The organism is Lysinibacillus sp. BNK-21 (assembly GCF_048684915.1).
Taxonomy (GTDB): Bacteria; Bacillota; Bacilli; order Bacillales_A; family Planococcaceae; genus Lysinibacillus; species Lysinibacillus capsici.
On record NZ_JBLQTS010000001.1, the window covers coordinates 3,416,130 to 3,431,693 of the forward strand.

Sequence of the window (15,564 nt, forward strand, 5' to 3'; positions counted from 1 at the left end):
GACACCCCTTTTAAGGCAAATATTTCATTATTGTTTGTGCAATATCATCTACATCTGCAACTTCATCAACAAGTTGCGTTTCTACTGCTGCTTTTGGCATACCATATACAATGCAAGTTTCTGCTGATTCTGCAATAGCAATGACATTGCCAGTATTTTTTAATGCTTTTAGACCATTAGAGCCATCATGACCCATACCTGTCATAATCACTGCTACTTTATCAAAATCTTTATATTGACTAACATCTTCGAACATTACATCTACAGAAGGTCGGTGGCCAGATCTTGGTGCTTCTTGATTATCAAGAACAATGCCAAAAGTTGTCCCTACTTTTCTAAGTTTTAAATGATATCCACCTGGTGCAATATAAGCTACTCCATTTTGCAAAATATCGCCCTGTTCAGCTTCTTTAACAGAAATTTCACTTAGCTGATCAAGTCGGTTAGCAAGCGATTTAGTAAATCCAGCAGGCATATGCTGTACAATTAATATGGGAGCTTGAATAGACTTAGGAATTTTAGTAACAACCTCCTGAAGTGCGCGAGGTCCTCCTGTTGATGTGCCAATTAACACAATCTTCTTTCCTATTTTACTCCATTCTACCATTGGTTTAGTTACGGCTACCTTAGTAGAAACAACATTAATAGACGTATTTGTTCGTCCATGCTGTTGTGGTTCCTTTATTACGGTACTCACCCTTGTCACTTGTTCTTGTTGTCGTTTACTACCAGAAGGTTTTTTCAATTTGGAAATTGGCACCGTTGCAGCTTGTTCCACTTTGTGCACAAGTTCATTTTGAATTTTATGTAAATCAAGGGAGATGGTCCCACTCGGCTTGGCAACAAAATCTACTGCCCCGCCCTCAATTGCAGCAATTGCATTTTCTGTCCCACGTTGAGTGGTACTTGAGAGCATTACTACAGGAACTGGACATTGTATCATAATTTCTTTTAAAGCATCGAGCCCATTCATTTCAGGCATCTCAATATCCATTGTCACAACGTTTGGCTTCAACGATTGTATCTTTTTGATCGCATCTTTTCCATTTCGAGCTGTTCCAACTACTTCCACCTTCGAGTTGCCAACAAAAAAGTCACTAATTAGCTTTCTCATAAAAGCAGAATCATCCACAACTAAAAGCTTGCTTTTATGCAAAAAGTCCAATTAATCACGCCCTTTCGAGAAAATACTTCTAAGTTTCGTTAAAAATTTTTTCGTTGTTTGATCATGTGCATGTATTTCCCCCGCACGTTGCTCCATAAAACGAACGACTATAAGTTGCAATGTCTTTGATATTAATGCGTCTGGATAAGCAAGTGAGAATGGCACTTGCTCGCGCACTGCCTTACGCACAACAGGGTCTTCAGGTAATGAACCAAGAATGATCGTTTCTTTGTCTAAAAAACGTTTCATTGTTAACTGTAAACGTTCATTCGTTTCTATTCCTTCTTCTTTACTGAAAGCGCGGTTACAGAGAATATAAAACTGCTTATCTGGATCTCGAACATGAATATATTTCATCATGGAGTACGCATCTGTAATAGAAGTAGGTTCCGCTGTTGAAATGACGATAATTTCATCAATAGATGTGAGTAAATCTAACGACCAATTAGTAGCACCAGCGCCCATATCAAATAAAATATAATCATAGTTTTTTTGAAGTTCTTCAAATGCTTGAATAAGTCGTTCAAACATACTATGAGACCAATCAAGCACACTCGTCATACCTGACCCACCTGAAATATACCTTAAATCGTAAGGCCCTTCAAATATTACCTCATCTAGTAGCTTATTTCCTTCTAAGTAATCTTTTAAACTATAAGAAGCATTTTTCCCAATTAAGATATGGATATTCCCCATCCCAATATCCATGTCTACAATGACAACTCTTTTTCCCTTTTGGGCTAAAGTCATGGCAAAGTTCATTGTGAAGTTACTTTTACCTACTCCACCTTTGCCACTTACAACTGCAATCGCTCTACCTAGTTCGCCTTGCTGTTTCATCATTTTTAAGCGTAATGCTTCAGCTTGGTCTCTCATTTTTCTTCACCTTGAAAAAACAAATTAAGTACTGCTTCTAAATCAGCTTCTTCAATATCTTCTGGTACTTCTTGACCATTCGTATAGTAAGCAAGTCCTTTATTATATTTAATCATTAAATTGATCATTGTGCCAATAGAATTTGTTTCATCAATTTTTGTAAAAATAAATTTTTGAATTGGTAATTGCTTAAATTGATCTACAATATTCTCCATATCCCTTTCTTTCGTTGTCATTGCAAGCACTAAATAAGATTCTGCATGATCATCGAATTTTATGAGGCGTTGGAGATCATCAACATACTTGACTTCTTTATAATTTCGACCAGCTGTATCAATAAAAACCAAATCTAAATGTGATAATCTCTGGATTGCTTGTTCAAAATCTGTTGCATTGTAAGCAATTTCTACAGGAGCTTGTAAAAGACCAGCATATGTTTTAAGCTGCTCTATTGCCGCAATCCGATAAGTATCTGTCGTAATAAAGCCAATCTTTTTCTTTTTTTCTAACACAGCTCTAGCAGCCATTTTAGCAATAGTTGTAGTCTTACCAACCCCTGTTGGCCCTAAAATGTTTATATATTTTCTTTCGTAGGATAATCCTCCGACTGGAAGTACTTCTAGCTTCTTACGTAATAAATTTTTTGCTATCAATTTACATTGTGAAAAATTTATTTCGGATGCTTCTCTAAAATGCATAAAAAGCTCATCACCTATCGTTGTGATGAGCTCTTCACTTAGCTCTTGCTGTCTTAAGTATTCAATGAAGGGTAAGAGTTCATCGGGATATTGAGCTTGGGTAGTCTTTTTATGCATCGATTGCATTAATGATTTTAAATCAGCAATTTCTTTTCTCAATTCTTCTGACATGCTAGCGTCCTCATGTACTGCTGCTACATCAAGGGGTGGTTCCTGATGCATTTTTGCTTGAATAGCATTTGTAATCTCTTGTAACCTTGCATTTTCTTTTTTTACTACAGGCAGTACAGCTGGTGTTGGAACTGAAGACACTTGCTGGGGCTCCATTGCATCAATACCCGCAACCACTTCAAAACTTTTCTTTTTTATCATGCCAAAAAATTTCTTTGTGATGACGACTTTTGAATTTAAAATGACTGCGTCCTCACCTAATTCTGCTCGCACTTGCTTCATCGCCTCTGGTATGGATGATGCATAATACTTTTTCATTTTCATTGAACATTCACCACCCCAACACTTTGAATTTCAACCGAAGCATCCAATTCATTATAGGATAGAACCGGAATTTGTGGGAAATAACGCTCCGTTAGTTGTCGTAAATACATCCGAACGGCTGGCGAGCATAATATAATAGCTGATTGCTCCATAAACGAAACACGCTCTACTTCCGCTGCAATAGTTTCTAATACTGTTTGAGAATCTTGTGGGTCCATAGCTAAATAATTACCGTGATCCGTTTGTTGGATACTATCAGCAATCATTTTTTCTACTTTACCTGAAACCGTAATCACCTTTAATACTGAACTATCCCCAACATATTGCGCTGTAATTTGACGAGCTAATGCTTGACGCACATATTCAGCTAAGATATCTGTATCACTCGTTAATTTTGCATAGTCTGCAAGTGTCTCAAAAATAATAGGTAAGTTACGCACTGATACATTCTCTCGCAGAAGCTTACCCAGTACCTTTTGGATTTCTCCAGTAGATAAAGGTGCAGGTGTTAATTCTTCTACTAAAATTGGATGGGATTCGCGTAAGTGATCGATTAACTGCTTTGTCTCTTGACGGCCTAATAACTCATGAGCATTTGCTCGAATTATTTCAGTTAAATGTGTTGACACCACACTTGGTGGGTCCACAACTGTATAACCATACATTTCCGCATCCTCTTTTACTTGCTCTGTAATCCATTTAGCTGGTAATCCAAATGATGGCTCGACAGTATCAATACCCTCAATAGAATCATCGTCTCCAGGGCTCATCGCTAAATAATGATCTAGTAAAAGTTCGCCTCGTGCCATTTCGTTCCCCTTTATTTTAATTCGATATTCATTTGGTTGAAGCTGAATATTGTCTCGAATACGGACTACTGGGATCACGATACCTAACTCCAAAGCAAGCTGTCGACGAATCATGATAACACGGTCTAATAAATCCCCACCTTGAGCGGCATCTACTAAGGGAATTAATCCATAACCAAATTCGAATTCAATTGGGTCCACATTTAATAAATTCACAACATTCTCAGGGCTCTTCATGCCGTCAGTAGCCACTTCTTCTTCAATCTCCTGTAATTCTTCTTCATCCTCTGGCTTCTTACGTTCCATCATATAAGCTCCCGCAATTAATGAAAGACCTATTGGCAGCGTTACCCAGTTTGGTATTGGCGTAAATAGCCCTAGTAATACAATGGTACCTCCTGCTACATAAAGCAGCTTAGCTTGAGCAAATAATTGGCCTGTAATGTCTTGACCAAGACTACCTTTAGAAGAGGCTCGTGTTACGACAATCCCTGTAGCAGTCGAAATAAGCAAGGCAGGAATTTGGGATACAATACCGTCCCCAACTGTTAGTTTCGAAAAATGTGTTGCTGCTTCCGCAAATGGAAGTCCCATTTGGACAACCCCAATGATGATACCAAATAATAGATTGATAATAACCATTACCATCGAGGCAATGGCGTCCCCTTTTACGAATTTTGTAGCACCGTCCATTGCTCCGTAGAAGTCGGCTTCTCCTGATACTTTTTCACGACGTTCACGTGCTTCCTTTTCGGAAATAATCCCCGCATTTAAGTCAGCATCAATACTCATTTGTTTACCTGGCATCGCATCAAGTGTGAAACGTGCCGCTACTTCTGCTACTCGTTCTGCACCTTTTGTAATAACAATAAACTGAATTAACACTAAAATTAAAAAGACGACTAAACCAACAAGTATATTTCCTCCAACTACGAAATCACCAAAAGTTTCAACGACCGAACCTGCATCTCCATTTGCTAAGATGGCACGAGTAGTGGAAACACTTAGTCCTAATCGGAACAAAGTTAATAGTAAAATTACCGAAGGAAAAATGGAAAAATCCAATGCTTCTTTCATACTCATTGCTGTGAGCAGTACAATTAATCCTAATGTAATATTAATGACAATTAAAAAACTTAACATCCACGGAGGAAGAGGGATGATGAGCATCGCAACGATTAAAATAACCGCACCTAAAACCCCAATATCGCGAACTTTCATTTGTGTCCCTCCTACAAAAAGCCTTAAATTTTTCGCTTAATACGGTAAACATAAGCGAGTATCTCTGCTACTGCTTTGAAAAATTCTTCTGGTACCTGATCGCCTATTTCTACCTGGTCATACATAGCTCGTGCTAAAGGTCGATTTTCAACCATTATTACATCATGTTCTTTGGCGATCAGTTTAATTTTTTGAGCAATAAAGTCTGTCCCCTTCGCAATAACACGAGGAGCATCCATACTGTCCTCATTATATTTGAGGGCAATTGCATAGTGAGTAGGGTTGGTAATAACTACATCCGCACTCGGGACCTCTGACATCATACGTCTCATCGCCATCTCACGTTGGCGTTGTTTGATTTTTGATTTGATTAAGGGGTCACCCTCACTATTTTTATATTCATCTTTAATATCTTGCTTAGACATTTTAAGATTTTTTTCATACTCATGTTTTTGATACATCCAGTCTAAAACGGATACACAAAGTAATACTAAAGAAGCTGCTATACCCATAATACCAACAAGCTTCCCTACCGTAATGAGAGTCATCCATGGACTTTTAAACGATAACGCCAAAACTTCTGGTAAGTTTGACCAAATAATAATTGTTGTAACACTTCCGATAAAACCAATCTTTAAAACAGACTTTATTAACTCCACAATGGCTTTGACAGAAAATATCTTTTTTAACCCTTTAATAGGGTCCATCTTTTTCAAATCAAACTTCATTGGCTCTAACGTAAAAAGAAAACCAAATTGCAAAAAGTTACCTGCAAGTGCTCCGACAAATGCAATTGCCATAATGGGCACAATGATAAAAGCCATTTGAATCAAAGTTTCTGTAAATAGGTGCATCACACTATCAATAGTCAGTGATTCGATGCGTATGTTATGAATAAAGGTTTGCCTGAAAAAAGCTAAAAGCTCGTCACGCAAAGAACCTGCAAAGAAAAACAAAAAGATAAATACCATTAACATTACAATGGCACTAGAAATATCTTGACTCTTGACAACTTGCCCTTTTTTCCGAGCATCCTGTCGTTTCTTAGGGGTTGCCTTTTCTGTTTTTTCACCCGCAAAAAATTGTAGCTCTAAATTCAGTAGTAGTCTCATATTATCCACCACCTAAAATGGCCATTAAATCACGCATCCCATAAATCATAATCGTAATAAGCTTTTGAATAACTTGAATCATAACGGCCATCATTGTAAATAACACTAAAAAACTAACACCAATTTTAATAGGAAAACCGACAACAAATATATTTAATTGCGGTACTGTTTTTGCAGTGATCCCTAAAGCTAAATCGACCAAGAATAAGGTCGCTACAACAGGAGCAGCCATCTGGAATGCTATGGCAAAAACTGCTGTGAAAGTGGTGATAATAAATTGAGGAAAGTTTTCGTTCATAAAACTAGGGAATTGATCCATCGGGAAAAATTGATAGCTGTAGTAGATTCCATTAAGAATCATATGATGGCCATCAATCGCTAACAATAAAAGCAGTGCTAGCATATTAAAAAACTGACCGATTAATGGACTTTGAGCACCTGTTTGCGGGTCAATTATATTAGCAATGGCAAAACCCATTTGAAAATCGATAAAGCTTCCTGCAATTTGAATTGCGGACATGATGATATAGCCCATTAGACCGAGTAATAGTCCAACTAGTGCTTCTTTCACCACTAATAATATGTAATCATCATTGAATGCAAATGGCTCAACATCAATTGTATAGTACATCATCCAAGCTAAAACCAGTGCGAGAGTAATTTTGACTTGAGGTGGAATGGTTCTATAGGAAAAAAAAGGAACCGTAGCAAAAAAGGCTGAGACACGTACAAGTACTAATAAGAAAACCGTTAAATGCGGAATTAATTCATTCATGTACTCACCCTATATAACGCGTTAAATTCTCGAATATGTCTCTCGCATAGCTTGTAACTTGAGATAGCATCCAAGGGCCAAAGAATACGATGGCCACTAAGACAGCAATAATTTTTGGTACAAATGCTAACGTTTGCTCTTGTATCGAAGTTGTGGCTTGAAAGATACTTACCGCTAAACCCGAGATTAAAGCAACTAATAGTAGCGGACCGCTTGTTAGAAGGATAATCATTATAGCACGCTCTGCAATGGAAATAACCAACTCACCTGTCATACTGTATCATCCCCTAAAAACTTTGTAGTAACGATTTCATAACGAGATACCAGCCATCAACCAGTACAAATAATAATATTTTAAATGGCAATGAAATCATTACTGGCGGTAACATCATCATCCCCATCGACATTAATGTACTTGCGACAATCATATCGATCACTAGGAATGGAATAAAAATCATAAAACCAATTTGAAATGCTGTTTTAATTTCGCTTAAAGCAAAGGCAGGTACAAGCATAGTCAGTGGGATTTCCTCCACTGATGCTGGTTTTTCTGCTTGATTATATGTTAAAAATAAATCAAGATCTTTTTGCCTAGTATGCTTACTCATAAACTCTTTAAATGGCACACTAGCACGGTCATAGGCTTCTTCTATACCAATTTCTTCAGCAAACAATGGTTGTAATGCCTCTTTATTGACCTCTTGAAAGGTTGGTGCCATGATAAAAAATGTTAAAAATAGTGCCAGCCCAATAATCACTTGATTTGGTGGCATTTGCTGTGTTGCCAATGCTGTACGCACAAAGGATAAGACTATGACTATACGAGCAAAGGAAGTCATTAAAATTAAAATACTTGGTGCAAGTGATAAAACTGTTAGTAAAAGTAAGAGCTTTACAGATGTAGAGACATTCGTTGGATCGCTGTTGGAAAAAATATTGATTAAATCATTCATTTACCATCCTTCTCCTTCTGCTTCCATCTCTCTATCTCATCACTACGCTCCTGTTTTATTTCTGATAGCTTTTTTTCGAATAGATTGCCAAATGAATCCTGCTTTTGCTGATCATTTTGCACCTTCGCGCTATCTTTTCTCTTAAACTTAGAAAATACTTCTACAATATACGGTGATGTTGCTGCAAATTCTTGTCTTTCGTTATAAAGGGCTAAAAGAGCTTCAACTTCTTCAGGATCTGTAATTTCTCGTAATAGCTGAACGTCTTCTCCGACCCCAACTAAATACAATGTTTTACCTACCTGTAAAAGCTGAACTGACTTTTGTGCACCTAACGATAAACCGCCTAAATTTTGTACCATTTGATTACGTTGGAAGTTTAAATTTCGTTTATTTAAAAACTTCATCAATCCATAAAATAAAGCTACAACAAAAATAAGCGCCAAAACCATTTTTATGTATTCCCATGCAGATATATCTCCAGCTGCTGTTACAGTTGTTTCTTGTTTAGCAGCTGGATCAGTCGTATCTCCATTACAAGCTTCTGGGTCTTTAATGCAATCCGTGACACTATTTGTATCAACGTCTGCATAGACAGAAGTCGGTGTCGGGTACAAAAACAGGAAGGATACAAGAAATGCGAAAATCATCGTTAAACGAAATGATTTTAACATTTTCATGCAATCATCCTAGCGCTTTTTGAATCGCTTCAATTACACGATCTGCTTGGAAAGGTTTTACGATAAAGTCTTTTGCACCAGCTTGAATCGCATCGATTACCATTGCTTGTTGCCCCATTGCTGAACACATGATTACAGTTGCACTTGGATCTGTTCCCTTAATTGCTTTAAGAGCTGCAATACCGTCCATCTCTGGCATTGTGATATCCATTGTTACTAAATCTGGTTTTAGTTCATTGTACTTTTCGACAGCTTGTAAACCATCTGCTGCCTCTCCAACAACTTCAAATCCATTTTTTGATAAAATATCCTTGATCATCATGCGCATAAATGCAGCGTCGTCTACAATCAAAATTCTTTTAGACATGGTTAACTCCTCCAATTGAAACTATCTTAAATTATTTAAACGCTCTGCTTGACTTAAAACATCTGTAATACGGACACCAAAGTTTTCGTCAATAACAACGACTTCCCCTTTAGCAATTAAACGACTATTGACTAAAATATCAACTGGTTCTCCCGCTAATTTATCCAGTTCAATAATTGAACCACTTGATAGTTCTAAAATCTCTTTAACAGAACGTTTCGTACGTCCTAACTCTACAGTAACTTGCAATGGAATATCAAGTAGCATATTTAAATTTCTAGCTTCAGATTGAGAGATTACATTTGTATCGAAGCTAGCAAACTGGGCTTGTTGCACATTTACAGGTTGTGCTGGTTGTGCAGGTCTTGCTGGTTGTGCAAATTGTTGTGGCTCCTGATAAATCGGTTGCTGCATCGGTACTGACTGCTGTTGATAAACTGGTTGTTCAGATGGTGGTGCTACAGGTATTTGCTGTTGAACAGGCGGTGGTGTAACTGGTGGAACCTCAGGTGCAATAGTTGCTGCCACAGGTTCCTCAAACACTCCTGTTTCACCTAATAATGATTTTACAATATTTTGACTAAATTTAAGCGGTAATAATTGCATTAAATTCGAATCAATTAAATTACCAATTTTTAATCTAAATGAAACTTTCACCAGCAAATCGTCTTCTGGGATATTTTCTCGACCTTCATCTTGCGAGATGTTCATTAAATCAATTGTCGGTGGAGAAATATCTACTTTTTTGTTGAAGACCGTCGACATAGATGTAGCAGCTGAGCCCATCATTTGATTCATAGCCTCTTGAACAGCACTTAGCTGAATTTCACCTAAGTCTGGCTTCGGATTTAATCCATCGCCACCTAACATTAAATCTGCGATAATTGCTGCATCAGATTGTTTAATAACAAGTAAATTCATACCTGTCAAACCAATTGTATATTCAACTTGTACAGCTACATATGGATGAGGAAATTCCTCTTCTAATTTATTACGATTAATCATCGAAATACTTGGAGTTGTAATATCTACTTTTTGACCCAATAACGCTGAAAGAGCTGTGGCAGAGCTACCAAAGGATATATTGCCTACCTCTCCTAATGCATCTTGTGCAAACGAATCAAGGTAATCCTCCACTCGTATCTCATTTATTTCTTCATTTGTTGAAGCATCAGTGTCGTTGTTTTTATCTCCCAACGTCTCGCCCCTTAATAGCGCTTCAATTTCTTCTTGGGAGAGCATTTCATCACTCATCTTCGTCTCCTCCTTTCAAAGGGTCGATAATCTGGATTGCTAATTTTTTGCCCTTTTTACCTGGTTGAACAGTGAACTTCGGCAATGTACCTACTTTTAGTAGTAATGGCGCTTCAATTTTTTGATCTAACTGTATGACATCCCCAACTTGCATTGTTAGGAAATCTTCAATAGTGATGTCCGTTAATCCTAATTCAACTGAGAGTGGTAATTGGGCTTGTTTCACACGTGTTTCAAGCATTTTTGTTTGCTCTGGTGACATCTCTTTCGTATTGGTTTGCATCCAATAGCGAACCGAAAGATTTGGAACAATTGGCTCCAATACAACATGCGGAATACAAATATTAATCATACCGCTTGTCTCACCAATTATCGTATTTAATGAAATTACGACAACCGTTTCATTAGGTGAAATCATTTGTAAAAATTGTGGATTTACTTCAAGTTCCACTAATATAGGATCAATTTCCGCAACATTTTCCCATGCTTCGCGTAAATTGTCGAATGAGCGTTCAAAAAGGTTTGTCATAATTTTTGTTTCTATTTCCGTTAGGTTATCTACATTACTATGACTTGCCCCACTACCGCCCATTAGGCGATCTAACATCGAATAGGCAATATTCGGATTAATTTCCATTAATATATTACCATCTAATGGTGGCACTTCAAATACATTAATGAGTGTCATATTTGGAATGGAACGAACAAACTCTTCAAATGGTATTTGGTCTACTGATGCAACCGTAATTTGTACATAGCTTCTAAGCTGTGCAGAGAAAAAGGTTGTCAATAGTCGTGCGAAATTTTCATGTATTCGGGTCAAACTTCGGATTTGATCTTTTGAGAATCGAAGTGCTCGTTTAAAATCATAAACTTTAACCTTACGTCCCTCGTCCTCTTTTTTTATGTCATCCGCTGACATTTCCCCTGTCGATATAGCGGAAAGCAGCGCATCTATCTCGGATTGAGATAACACATCTCCTGCCATTTGCCCACCTCCAATTCAAGCAGTTTCTGTTTTATTGAGTAATGAAGGAGGTAAAATATACTTCCTGGACTTCTCCCTCTTGCATCAACTCATTTAATCTTGTTTTTAATGATTTTTGGAAAATTTGTTTCCCTTGCTTACCTTCTAAGTCCTTTTGCTCCATTTCAGAAAGCTCTTGAATGGCGATGTTTTGCACTTGGAAAACGCGCTTTGTTAATTCTGCAGCAGCATCTTTGCTTGTCGTTTGAATTTTCAATGACAAGCGAACAACTCTTTTATCTGCAAGATTTGTCGTGATCTCTGGTATCTCCACTGTTGCCTCTACAATCTCATCAATGGACGGCTCAACAGCTCCTGTGGGCTTATTAAATTGCGTAAGCAATACAAACAAAATAACCCCAATCAGAATGACTGCTACTAGTAAAATAATAATCATTGTTAGCATTTTATTATTCTTCATCTTCTTCACCTCGTAGATGCGGGTTGGATAGTATTTGTATATTGTTATAAAAGGCAGTAACCTTTTGTCGCACCTCATCTTCACTCTCTAAAACAATTAATTTTGTTCCAGTTGTTAATGTAATAGTCGTATCTGGAAATGATTCGACTGTTTCTATGTATAAAGCATTTAATGTAAATGCTTTGCCATTTAGACGTGTTAGTTCAATCATGAATTAGGGCCGGGTCTAGCATGAGAGCCGGCCCGACCCTCCCTCATATGAAAATATGTTTGTTAAAACGTCCGTTTTGAAAGGACTATTTTATTATCGTTTTAAGTTTACTAGTTCTTGTAATATTTCATCAGATGTTGTGATGATACGCGTATTTGCTTGGAAACCACGTTGTGCCACAATCATCTCAGTAAATTCCTCTGAAAGGTCTACGTTCGACATTTCAAGTGAACCTGCTATCGGTTTGCCTAAACCTGCTTGACCACCTGCTTGTAAATAGGGTTCTCCAGAGTTTGCTGAAACTGTATAGTAATTACCGCCAACTTTCTCAAGACCACCTGCGTTGGAGAATTTAGCCATTACCAATTGACCACCCCATTTCAAGTCTCCATTTGCATCAACAAAAGTAACTTGACCGTCTGGTGCAATACTCATCGATTTTGCATCAGTTGGAATACGGATACGTCCCCATTCTCCACTGTTTTCTGTGGCCGCTGTTGGTAAACCCCAAGTGCCATCAACATTTAAATCCTCACTTGTTACTTCATCCAACTCCGCTGGTGCATCGAAGTCAGTAGACATTGAATCTAAATTTTCAGAGTTAGCAGCCGCAGACCCCATTAGATATTTACCATCTGCATTAACTAGAAAACCTTGTTCATCCATATAAAAATTCCCTGCACGTGTATAGAGAGTATTTGTAAATGGCGTTTCACCAGTTCCTTCACCAGTTCCTGACACTAAATCACCTACTATGAAGAAACCTTCTCCCTCTATAGCTAAATCTAATCCGCGTCCAGTATATTGTCGTGATCCTGGATTATGAATAGTATCGATAGATGCAAGTTCTGCCCCTAACCCAACTTGTTTTGGGTTAATACCTCCTATAGTACCTGAAGGAGCTGAAGCACCCGCTGATGTTTGCGACATTAAATCTTTGAAAATTACTCGCCCTTTTTTAAAGCCATAAGTGTTCACGTTGGCAATATTATTACCAATCACATCTAGCTTTGTTTGGAAGTTTTTAAGACCTGAAATACCTGAATACATAGAACGTAACATATGTTTTCGTTCTCCCTTCGTTTTATATAGGTGAGCTTCTATCACTCAGCATCACCAAGGCTTCCTTACGTAAGAAGGTCCAGCCTTTAAAGCACAATCGTGCCATCAATATTTGTAAATAACTGCTGTTTTGCTTCCGTGCGATCCATTGCTGTAATGACAGTAGCATTTTTAGCACTGACAATTAAAGCTGCTTGATCCATCAAGACTAATGGTTGTTTGACACCTTTTGAGTGTGCTTCAAATACCTTATCCGATACAACCTGCCATTCATGTTCAGTGATATTAATTTTACGCTCAATAATACGTTCATTCGCATGCTTACTCACCTTTAGCTCTTGTTTAGAAGCTTCCTGTAAATGAGCCTTAAACGATTGTTGTGTATTAATTGGCTTAGGCTGTGTTGAGCGAATAGATGGATGCAAGGGTACACGATGAATTGAAAATTTATCCATCACTTTTCTCCACCTTTATTCGCTAATCACTGTAAAATCTTTATCTGTTAGTCTTTTATCATTATCTAATACATAATTAATGACCCCATCTTTATTGGAAACAGAGACGATTCGTCCTTTTAGTTCTTGGTCACCGTCTTTATACGTTACATTTTTACCAATCAATTGGCTAGCTTTCACTAATGGAGATTCAGGTACATTATTATTGCCATTGGAACTAGAATCGCTAGCTCCACCTAAAATACCAGATATATTACCAGGAGCAATCTCTTTCCCATCAGCTAATTTGAACACAACATTTCCATCTACAAATTTAAGGGATTCAATGACGCCTGTTCCTTCATTAACCACAGGATTACCTTTTTCATCTTTCTCCTCTGTAATCTCATGCCATTTGACTTCTTTGCCAATAAAAGTTGTATAACTCATCATCTGTGTTTGTTGCTGAGATGCTAGTAAAGATTCCATTGCCTTTGTCATATTTTGCATTTGCTCTAAAGAAGAGAACTGCGCCATTTGAGAAATAAATTCTCGATCATCCATTGGATTTGTTGGGTCCTGATGCTGTAATTGTGTAATTAACAATTGTAGAAAGGCATCCTTACCAAGCTCACTATTGCCTGTTTGCTTCACTGGCTTCTGATAATTTGAGTAATAAAAATCATCAGTTATAGCCGGATTTGTCACCTTCGTAGTAGTATCTGCCATTGTTACACCTCCTCACTTATTAAATAGTCACTAAAGGACATTCCTTCATCTTCATCATCACTTTTTTGATCCTGTTCTTCGTCCTGCTGTTGTTTAAAGAAATTATTGAAGAAGCTTTGATCACGTTGTTGACGATCGGCATCTTGCAGAGATTGTGCAATATCAAGACGATCTACTTGTATATTTTGCTGAGCAAAAGCCTGTTTTAGCTGGTGTGCTTGGTTATCAAGCAATTCACGTCCATGGGCTGTAGAAGCCAGTATACGGGCTGTAAGAACTCCATCATTTTGTACAAGTTCAATACGAACTGTCCCTAGATTTTCTGGATACAATTTTATGGTTAAGCGTGTAATGCCTTGAGCATTCGAAATCTGCGCTCGATTGATAATGGCTTGCATTTCTTTTAGTAAAGCTTCGGATTGAGCAGGCTTAGCCGTTGGTAACGTTACATGGAATGTGTCTGGTTTCGTTTGTACAGTTTGTGGTGTAACCATGTCATTTGTATTTGTTTCACTTTGTTTCGTCATTTGGACTTGCTGAACAACTTGCTGGAAGCCTTGTAATGGCAATGTAACAGTTGTTTTAGTTGTTGTTACCTGCAAAGTTTCTACCTGCGTTTGTAAAGTCGTTAATAGGCTTCTCACCGTTGTTAACAGGTCTTCTTGAGGTGCTGTTAAGTCTGTCTTTTGTCCTACCAATTGCGCTAATTTCAACACTTGAAGAAGTTGTGATGCCTCTTTTGGTGTCACTTGACCTTCGCCTTGTAAAGCAGTGCTTATATTCGCCTGTAGTACCGGCGCTTGGGCATCTACTAAAGTTAAGAGCTCCCAAACATCCCTTGCTTCCTTTTCTTCTCCTAGTAGCTGTTGGACGATTTTTTGAAGCTGCTCTTCATCAATCCCTAATGCATTTAATATATTTTCTAAATGAAGCATTTCATCCAGTGCCACTGCCTTACCGTCTTCTCCAAATTGAAGCAATAATAAACCATCATCGTGAGAAATCCCCAGTAAATCTAGTACTTCCTCCATTGATTCAGCATTTAATAACGCTTGTAAATCCCCGAGTTCATTTGTTGAAGTCGTCTGTGATGACTGGGTTGTTTGAGTTGAAGAAGTTAATACTTGCCCAAAAACAGAACCAAAATTTGATAAATTTTCTTTATTCGGTGTGCTGCCTATTTTTCCTTCAGCGTTTCCAACTGTTGTTGATTTTGTTGCTGCAGTTTTAGTAGGTACTGTTTTATTAATCATTTGCATCATTGCTACATCCACT

General features: G+C 37.7%; 18 protein-coding genes. All 18 read right to left on the minus strand.

What is annotated here, in order from left to right; genetic code table 11:
• Positions 1-10: 10 nt before the first annotated feature.
• The 18 genes from ACMGGO_RS17480 to ACMGGO_RS17565 all read right to left on the minus strand — a co-directional run bounded on the left by ACMGGO_RS17480 (position 11) and on the right by ACMGGO_RS17565 (position 15,563).
• Complete coding sequence (locus ACMGGO_RS17480) at positions 11-1,165, minus strand: protein-glutamate methylesterase/protein-glutamine glutaminase (protein WP_103117586.1); 1,155 nt, start codon at positions 1,163-1,165, stop codon at positions 11-13.
• Entirely contained in the window at positions 1,166-2,041 is an 876-nt protein-coding gene (locus ACMGGO_RS17485) for a MinD/ParA family protein (RefSeq protein ID WP_066037807.1), read from the minus strand.
• Positions 2,038-3,234 (minus strand): flagellar biosynthesis protein FlhF, encoded by a 1,197-nt coding sequence (gene flhF / locus ACMGGO_RS17490; RefSeq protein ID WP_374805830.1) that lies wholly within the window; start codon positions 3,232-3,234, stop codon positions 2,038-2,040. The genes ACMGGO_RS17485 and flhF overlap by 4 nt, the downstream gene beginning before the upstream one ends.
• A complete protein-coding gene (flhA, locus tag ACMGGO_RS17495) occupies positions 3,231-5,264 on the minus strand; it encodes a flagellar biosynthesis protein FlhA (protein WP_004269282.1) in 2,034 nt (677 codons plus the stop codon). The genes flhF and flhA overlap by 4 nt, the downstream gene beginning before the upstream one ends.
• A 23-nt stretch (positions 5,265-5,287) precedes the next feature.
• Positions 5,288-6,376: a flagellar biosynthesis protein FlhB gene (flhB, locus tag ACMGGO_RS17500; protein WP_048391594.1), complete on the minus strand. Its 1,089-nt coding sequence runs from the start codon at positions 6,374-6,376 to the stop codon at positions 5,288-5,290.
• A gap of 1 nt (position 6,377) precedes the next feature.
• Positions 6,378-7,151, minus strand: a complete 774-nt coding sequence (fliR, locus tag ACMGGO_RS17505) for a flagellar biosynthetic protein FliR (RefSeq protein ID WP_048391595.1) — start codon at positions 7,149-7,151, stop codon at positions 6,378-6,380.
• 4 nt (positions 7,152-7,155) lie between these two features.
• Entirely contained in the window at positions 7,156-7,425 is a 270-nt protein-coding gene (fliQ, locus tag ACMGGO_RS17510; RefSeq protein ID WP_004269285.1) for a flagellar biosynthesis protein FliQ, read from the minus strand.
• A gap of 13 nt (positions 7,426-7,438) precedes the next feature.
• Positions 7,439-8,104 carry a flagellar type III secretion system pore protein FliP gene (gene fliP / locus ACMGGO_RS17515; RefSeq protein ID WP_048391597.1) on the minus strand — a complete coding sequence of 222 codons (666 nt, stop codon included), beginning with the start codon at positions 8,102-8,104 and terminating at the stop codon, positions 7,439-7,441.
• Positions 8,101-8,778 (minus strand): flagellar biosynthetic protein FliO, encoded by a 678-nt coding sequence (locus tag ACMGGO_RS17520; RefSeq protein WP_254660045.1) that lies wholly within the window; start codon positions 8,776-8,778, stop codon positions 8,101-8,103. Before ACMGGO_RS17520 ends, fliP begins: the two co-directional genes overlap by 4 nt.
• Positions 8,779-8,788: 10 nt before the next feature.
• Positions 8,789-9,151, minus strand: coding sequence for a response regulator (locus tag ACMGGO_RS17525; protein WP_004269288.1), 363 nt, complete (start codon positions 9,149-9,151; stop codon positions 8,789-8,791).
• Positions 9,152-9,172: 21 nt separating this feature from the next.
• On the minus strand, positions 9,173-10,405 hold the full coding sequence (fliY, locus tag ACMGGO_RS17530; protein WP_066037810.1) for a flagellar motor switch phosphatase FliY: 1,233 nt from the start codon (positions 10,403-10,405) through the stop codon (positions 9,173-9,175).
• Positions 10,398-11,393 (minus strand): flagellar motor switch protein FliM, encoded by a 996-nt coding sequence (fliM, locus tag ACMGGO_RS17535; protein ID WP_004269290.1) that lies wholly within the window; start codon positions 11,391-11,393, stop codon positions 10,398-10,400. The genes fliY and fliM overlap by 8 nt, the downstream gene beginning before the upstream one ends.
• Before the next feature lie 31 nt (positions 11,394-11,424).
• Positions 11,425-11,853 (minus strand): flagellar basal body-associated protein FliL, encoded by a 429-nt coding sequence (fliL, locus tag ACMGGO_RS17540; protein WP_004269291.1) that lies wholly within the window; start codon positions 11,851-11,853, stop codon positions 11,425-11,427.
• Positions 11,843-12,064 carry a flagellar FlbD family protein gene (locus ACMGGO_RS17545; RefSeq protein ID WP_048391601.1) on the minus strand — a complete coding sequence of 74 codons (222 nt, stop codon included), beginning with the start codon at positions 12,062-12,064 and terminating at the stop codon, positions 11,843-11,845. The genes fliL and ACMGGO_RS17545 overlap by 11 nt, the downstream gene beginning before the upstream one ends.
• A gap of 93 nt (positions 12,065-12,157) precedes the next feature.
• Positions 12,158-13,126 carry a flagellar basal body rod protein FlgG gene (flgG, locus tag ACMGGO_RS17550; protein ID WP_279494194.1) on the minus strand — a complete coding sequence of 323 codons (969 nt, stop codon included), beginning with the start codon at positions 13,124-13,126 and terminating at the stop codon, positions 12,158-12,160.
• Positions 13,127-13,212: 86 nt separating this feature from the next.
• Positions 13,213-13,581, minus strand: coding sequence for a TIGR02530 family flagellar biosynthesis protein (locus ACMGGO_RS17555; protein WP_279494193.1), 369 nt, complete (start codon positions 13,579-13,581; stop codon positions 13,213-13,215).
• A gap of 15 nt (positions 13,582-13,596) precedes the next feature.
• Positions 13,597-14,289 (minus strand): flagellar hook assembly protein FlgD, encoded by a 693-nt coding sequence (gene flgD / locus ACMGGO_RS17560; RefSeq protein WP_257961813.1) that lies wholly within the window; start codon positions 14,287-14,289, stop codon positions 13,597-13,599.
• 2 nt (positions 14,290-14,291) lie between these two features.
• Positions 14,292-15,563, minus strand: a complete 1,272-nt coding sequence (locus tag ACMGGO_RS17565) for a flagellar hook-length control protein FliK (protein ID WP_279494192.1) — start codon at positions 15,561-15,563, stop codon at positions 14,292-14,294.
• Between the last annotated feature and the right edge of the window lies 1 nt (position 15,564).

Excerpts from the sequence above, each read along its gene's own strand:
- flhF (WP_374805830.1), bottom strand. The coding sequence starts at position 3,234 with ATGAAAATGAAAAAGTATTATGCATCATCCATACCAGAGGCGATGAAG.
- flhA (WP_004269282.1), bottom strand. The coding sequence starts at position 5,264 with ATGAAAGTTCGCGATATTGGGGTTTTAGGTGCGGTTATTTTAATCGTT.
- fliP (WP_048391597.1), bottom strand. The coding sequence starts at position 8,104 with ATGAATGATTTAATCAATATTTTTTCCAACAGCGATCCAACGAATGTC.
- flgG (WP_279494194.1), bottom strand. The coding sequence starts at position 13,126 with ATGTTACGTTCTATGTATTCAGGTATTTCAGGTCTTAAAAACTTCCAA.
- ACMGGO_RS17485 (WP_066037807.1), bottom strand. The coding sequence starts at position 2,041 with ATGAGAGACCAAGCTGAAGCATTACGCTTAAAAATGATGAAACAGCAA.
- fliL (WP_004269291.1), bottom strand. The coding sequence starts at position 11,853 with ATGAAGAATAATAAAATGCTAACAATGATTATTATTTTACTAGTAGCA.
- ACMGGO_RS17520 (WP_254660045.1), bottom strand. The coding sequence starts at position 8,778 with ATGTTAAAATCATTTCGTTTAACGATGATTTTCGCATTTCTTGTATCC.
- fliQ (WP_004269285.1), bottom strand. The coding sequence starts at position 7,425 with ATGACAGGTGAGTTGGTTATTTCCATTGCAGAGCGTGCTATAATGATT.
- flgD (WP_257961813.1), bottom strand. The coding sequence starts at position 14,289 with ATGGCAGATACTACTACGAAGGTGACAAATCCGGCTATAACTGATGAT.
- ACMGGO_RS17545 (WP_048391601.1), bottom strand. The coding sequence starts at position 12,064 with ATGATTGAACTAACACGTCTAAATGGCAAAGCATTTACATTAAATGCT.
- fliY (WP_066037810.1), bottom strand. The coding sequence starts at position 10,405 with ATGAGTGATGAAATGCTCTCCCAAGAAGAAATTGAAGCGCTATTAAGG.
- ACMGGO_RS17525 (WP_004269288.1), bottom strand. The coding sequence starts at position 9,151 with ATGTCTAAAAGAATTTTGATTGTAGACGACGCTGCATTTATGCGCATG.
- ACMGGO_RS17555 (WP_279494193.1), bottom strand. The coding sequence starts at position 13,581 with ATGGATAAATTTTCAATTCATCGTGTACCCTTGCATCCATCTATTCGC.
- fliM (WP_004269290.1), bottom strand. The coding sequence starts at position 11,393 with ATGGCAGGAGATGTGTTATCTCAATCCGAGATAGATGCGCTGCTTTCC.
- flhB (WP_048391594.1), bottom strand. The coding sequence starts at position 6,376 with ATGAGACTACTACTGAATTTAGAGCTACAATTTTTTGCGGGTGAAAAA.
- fliR (WP_048391595.1), bottom strand. The coding sequence starts at position 7,151 with ATGAATGAATTAATTCCGCATTTAACGGTTTTCTTATTAGTACTTGTA.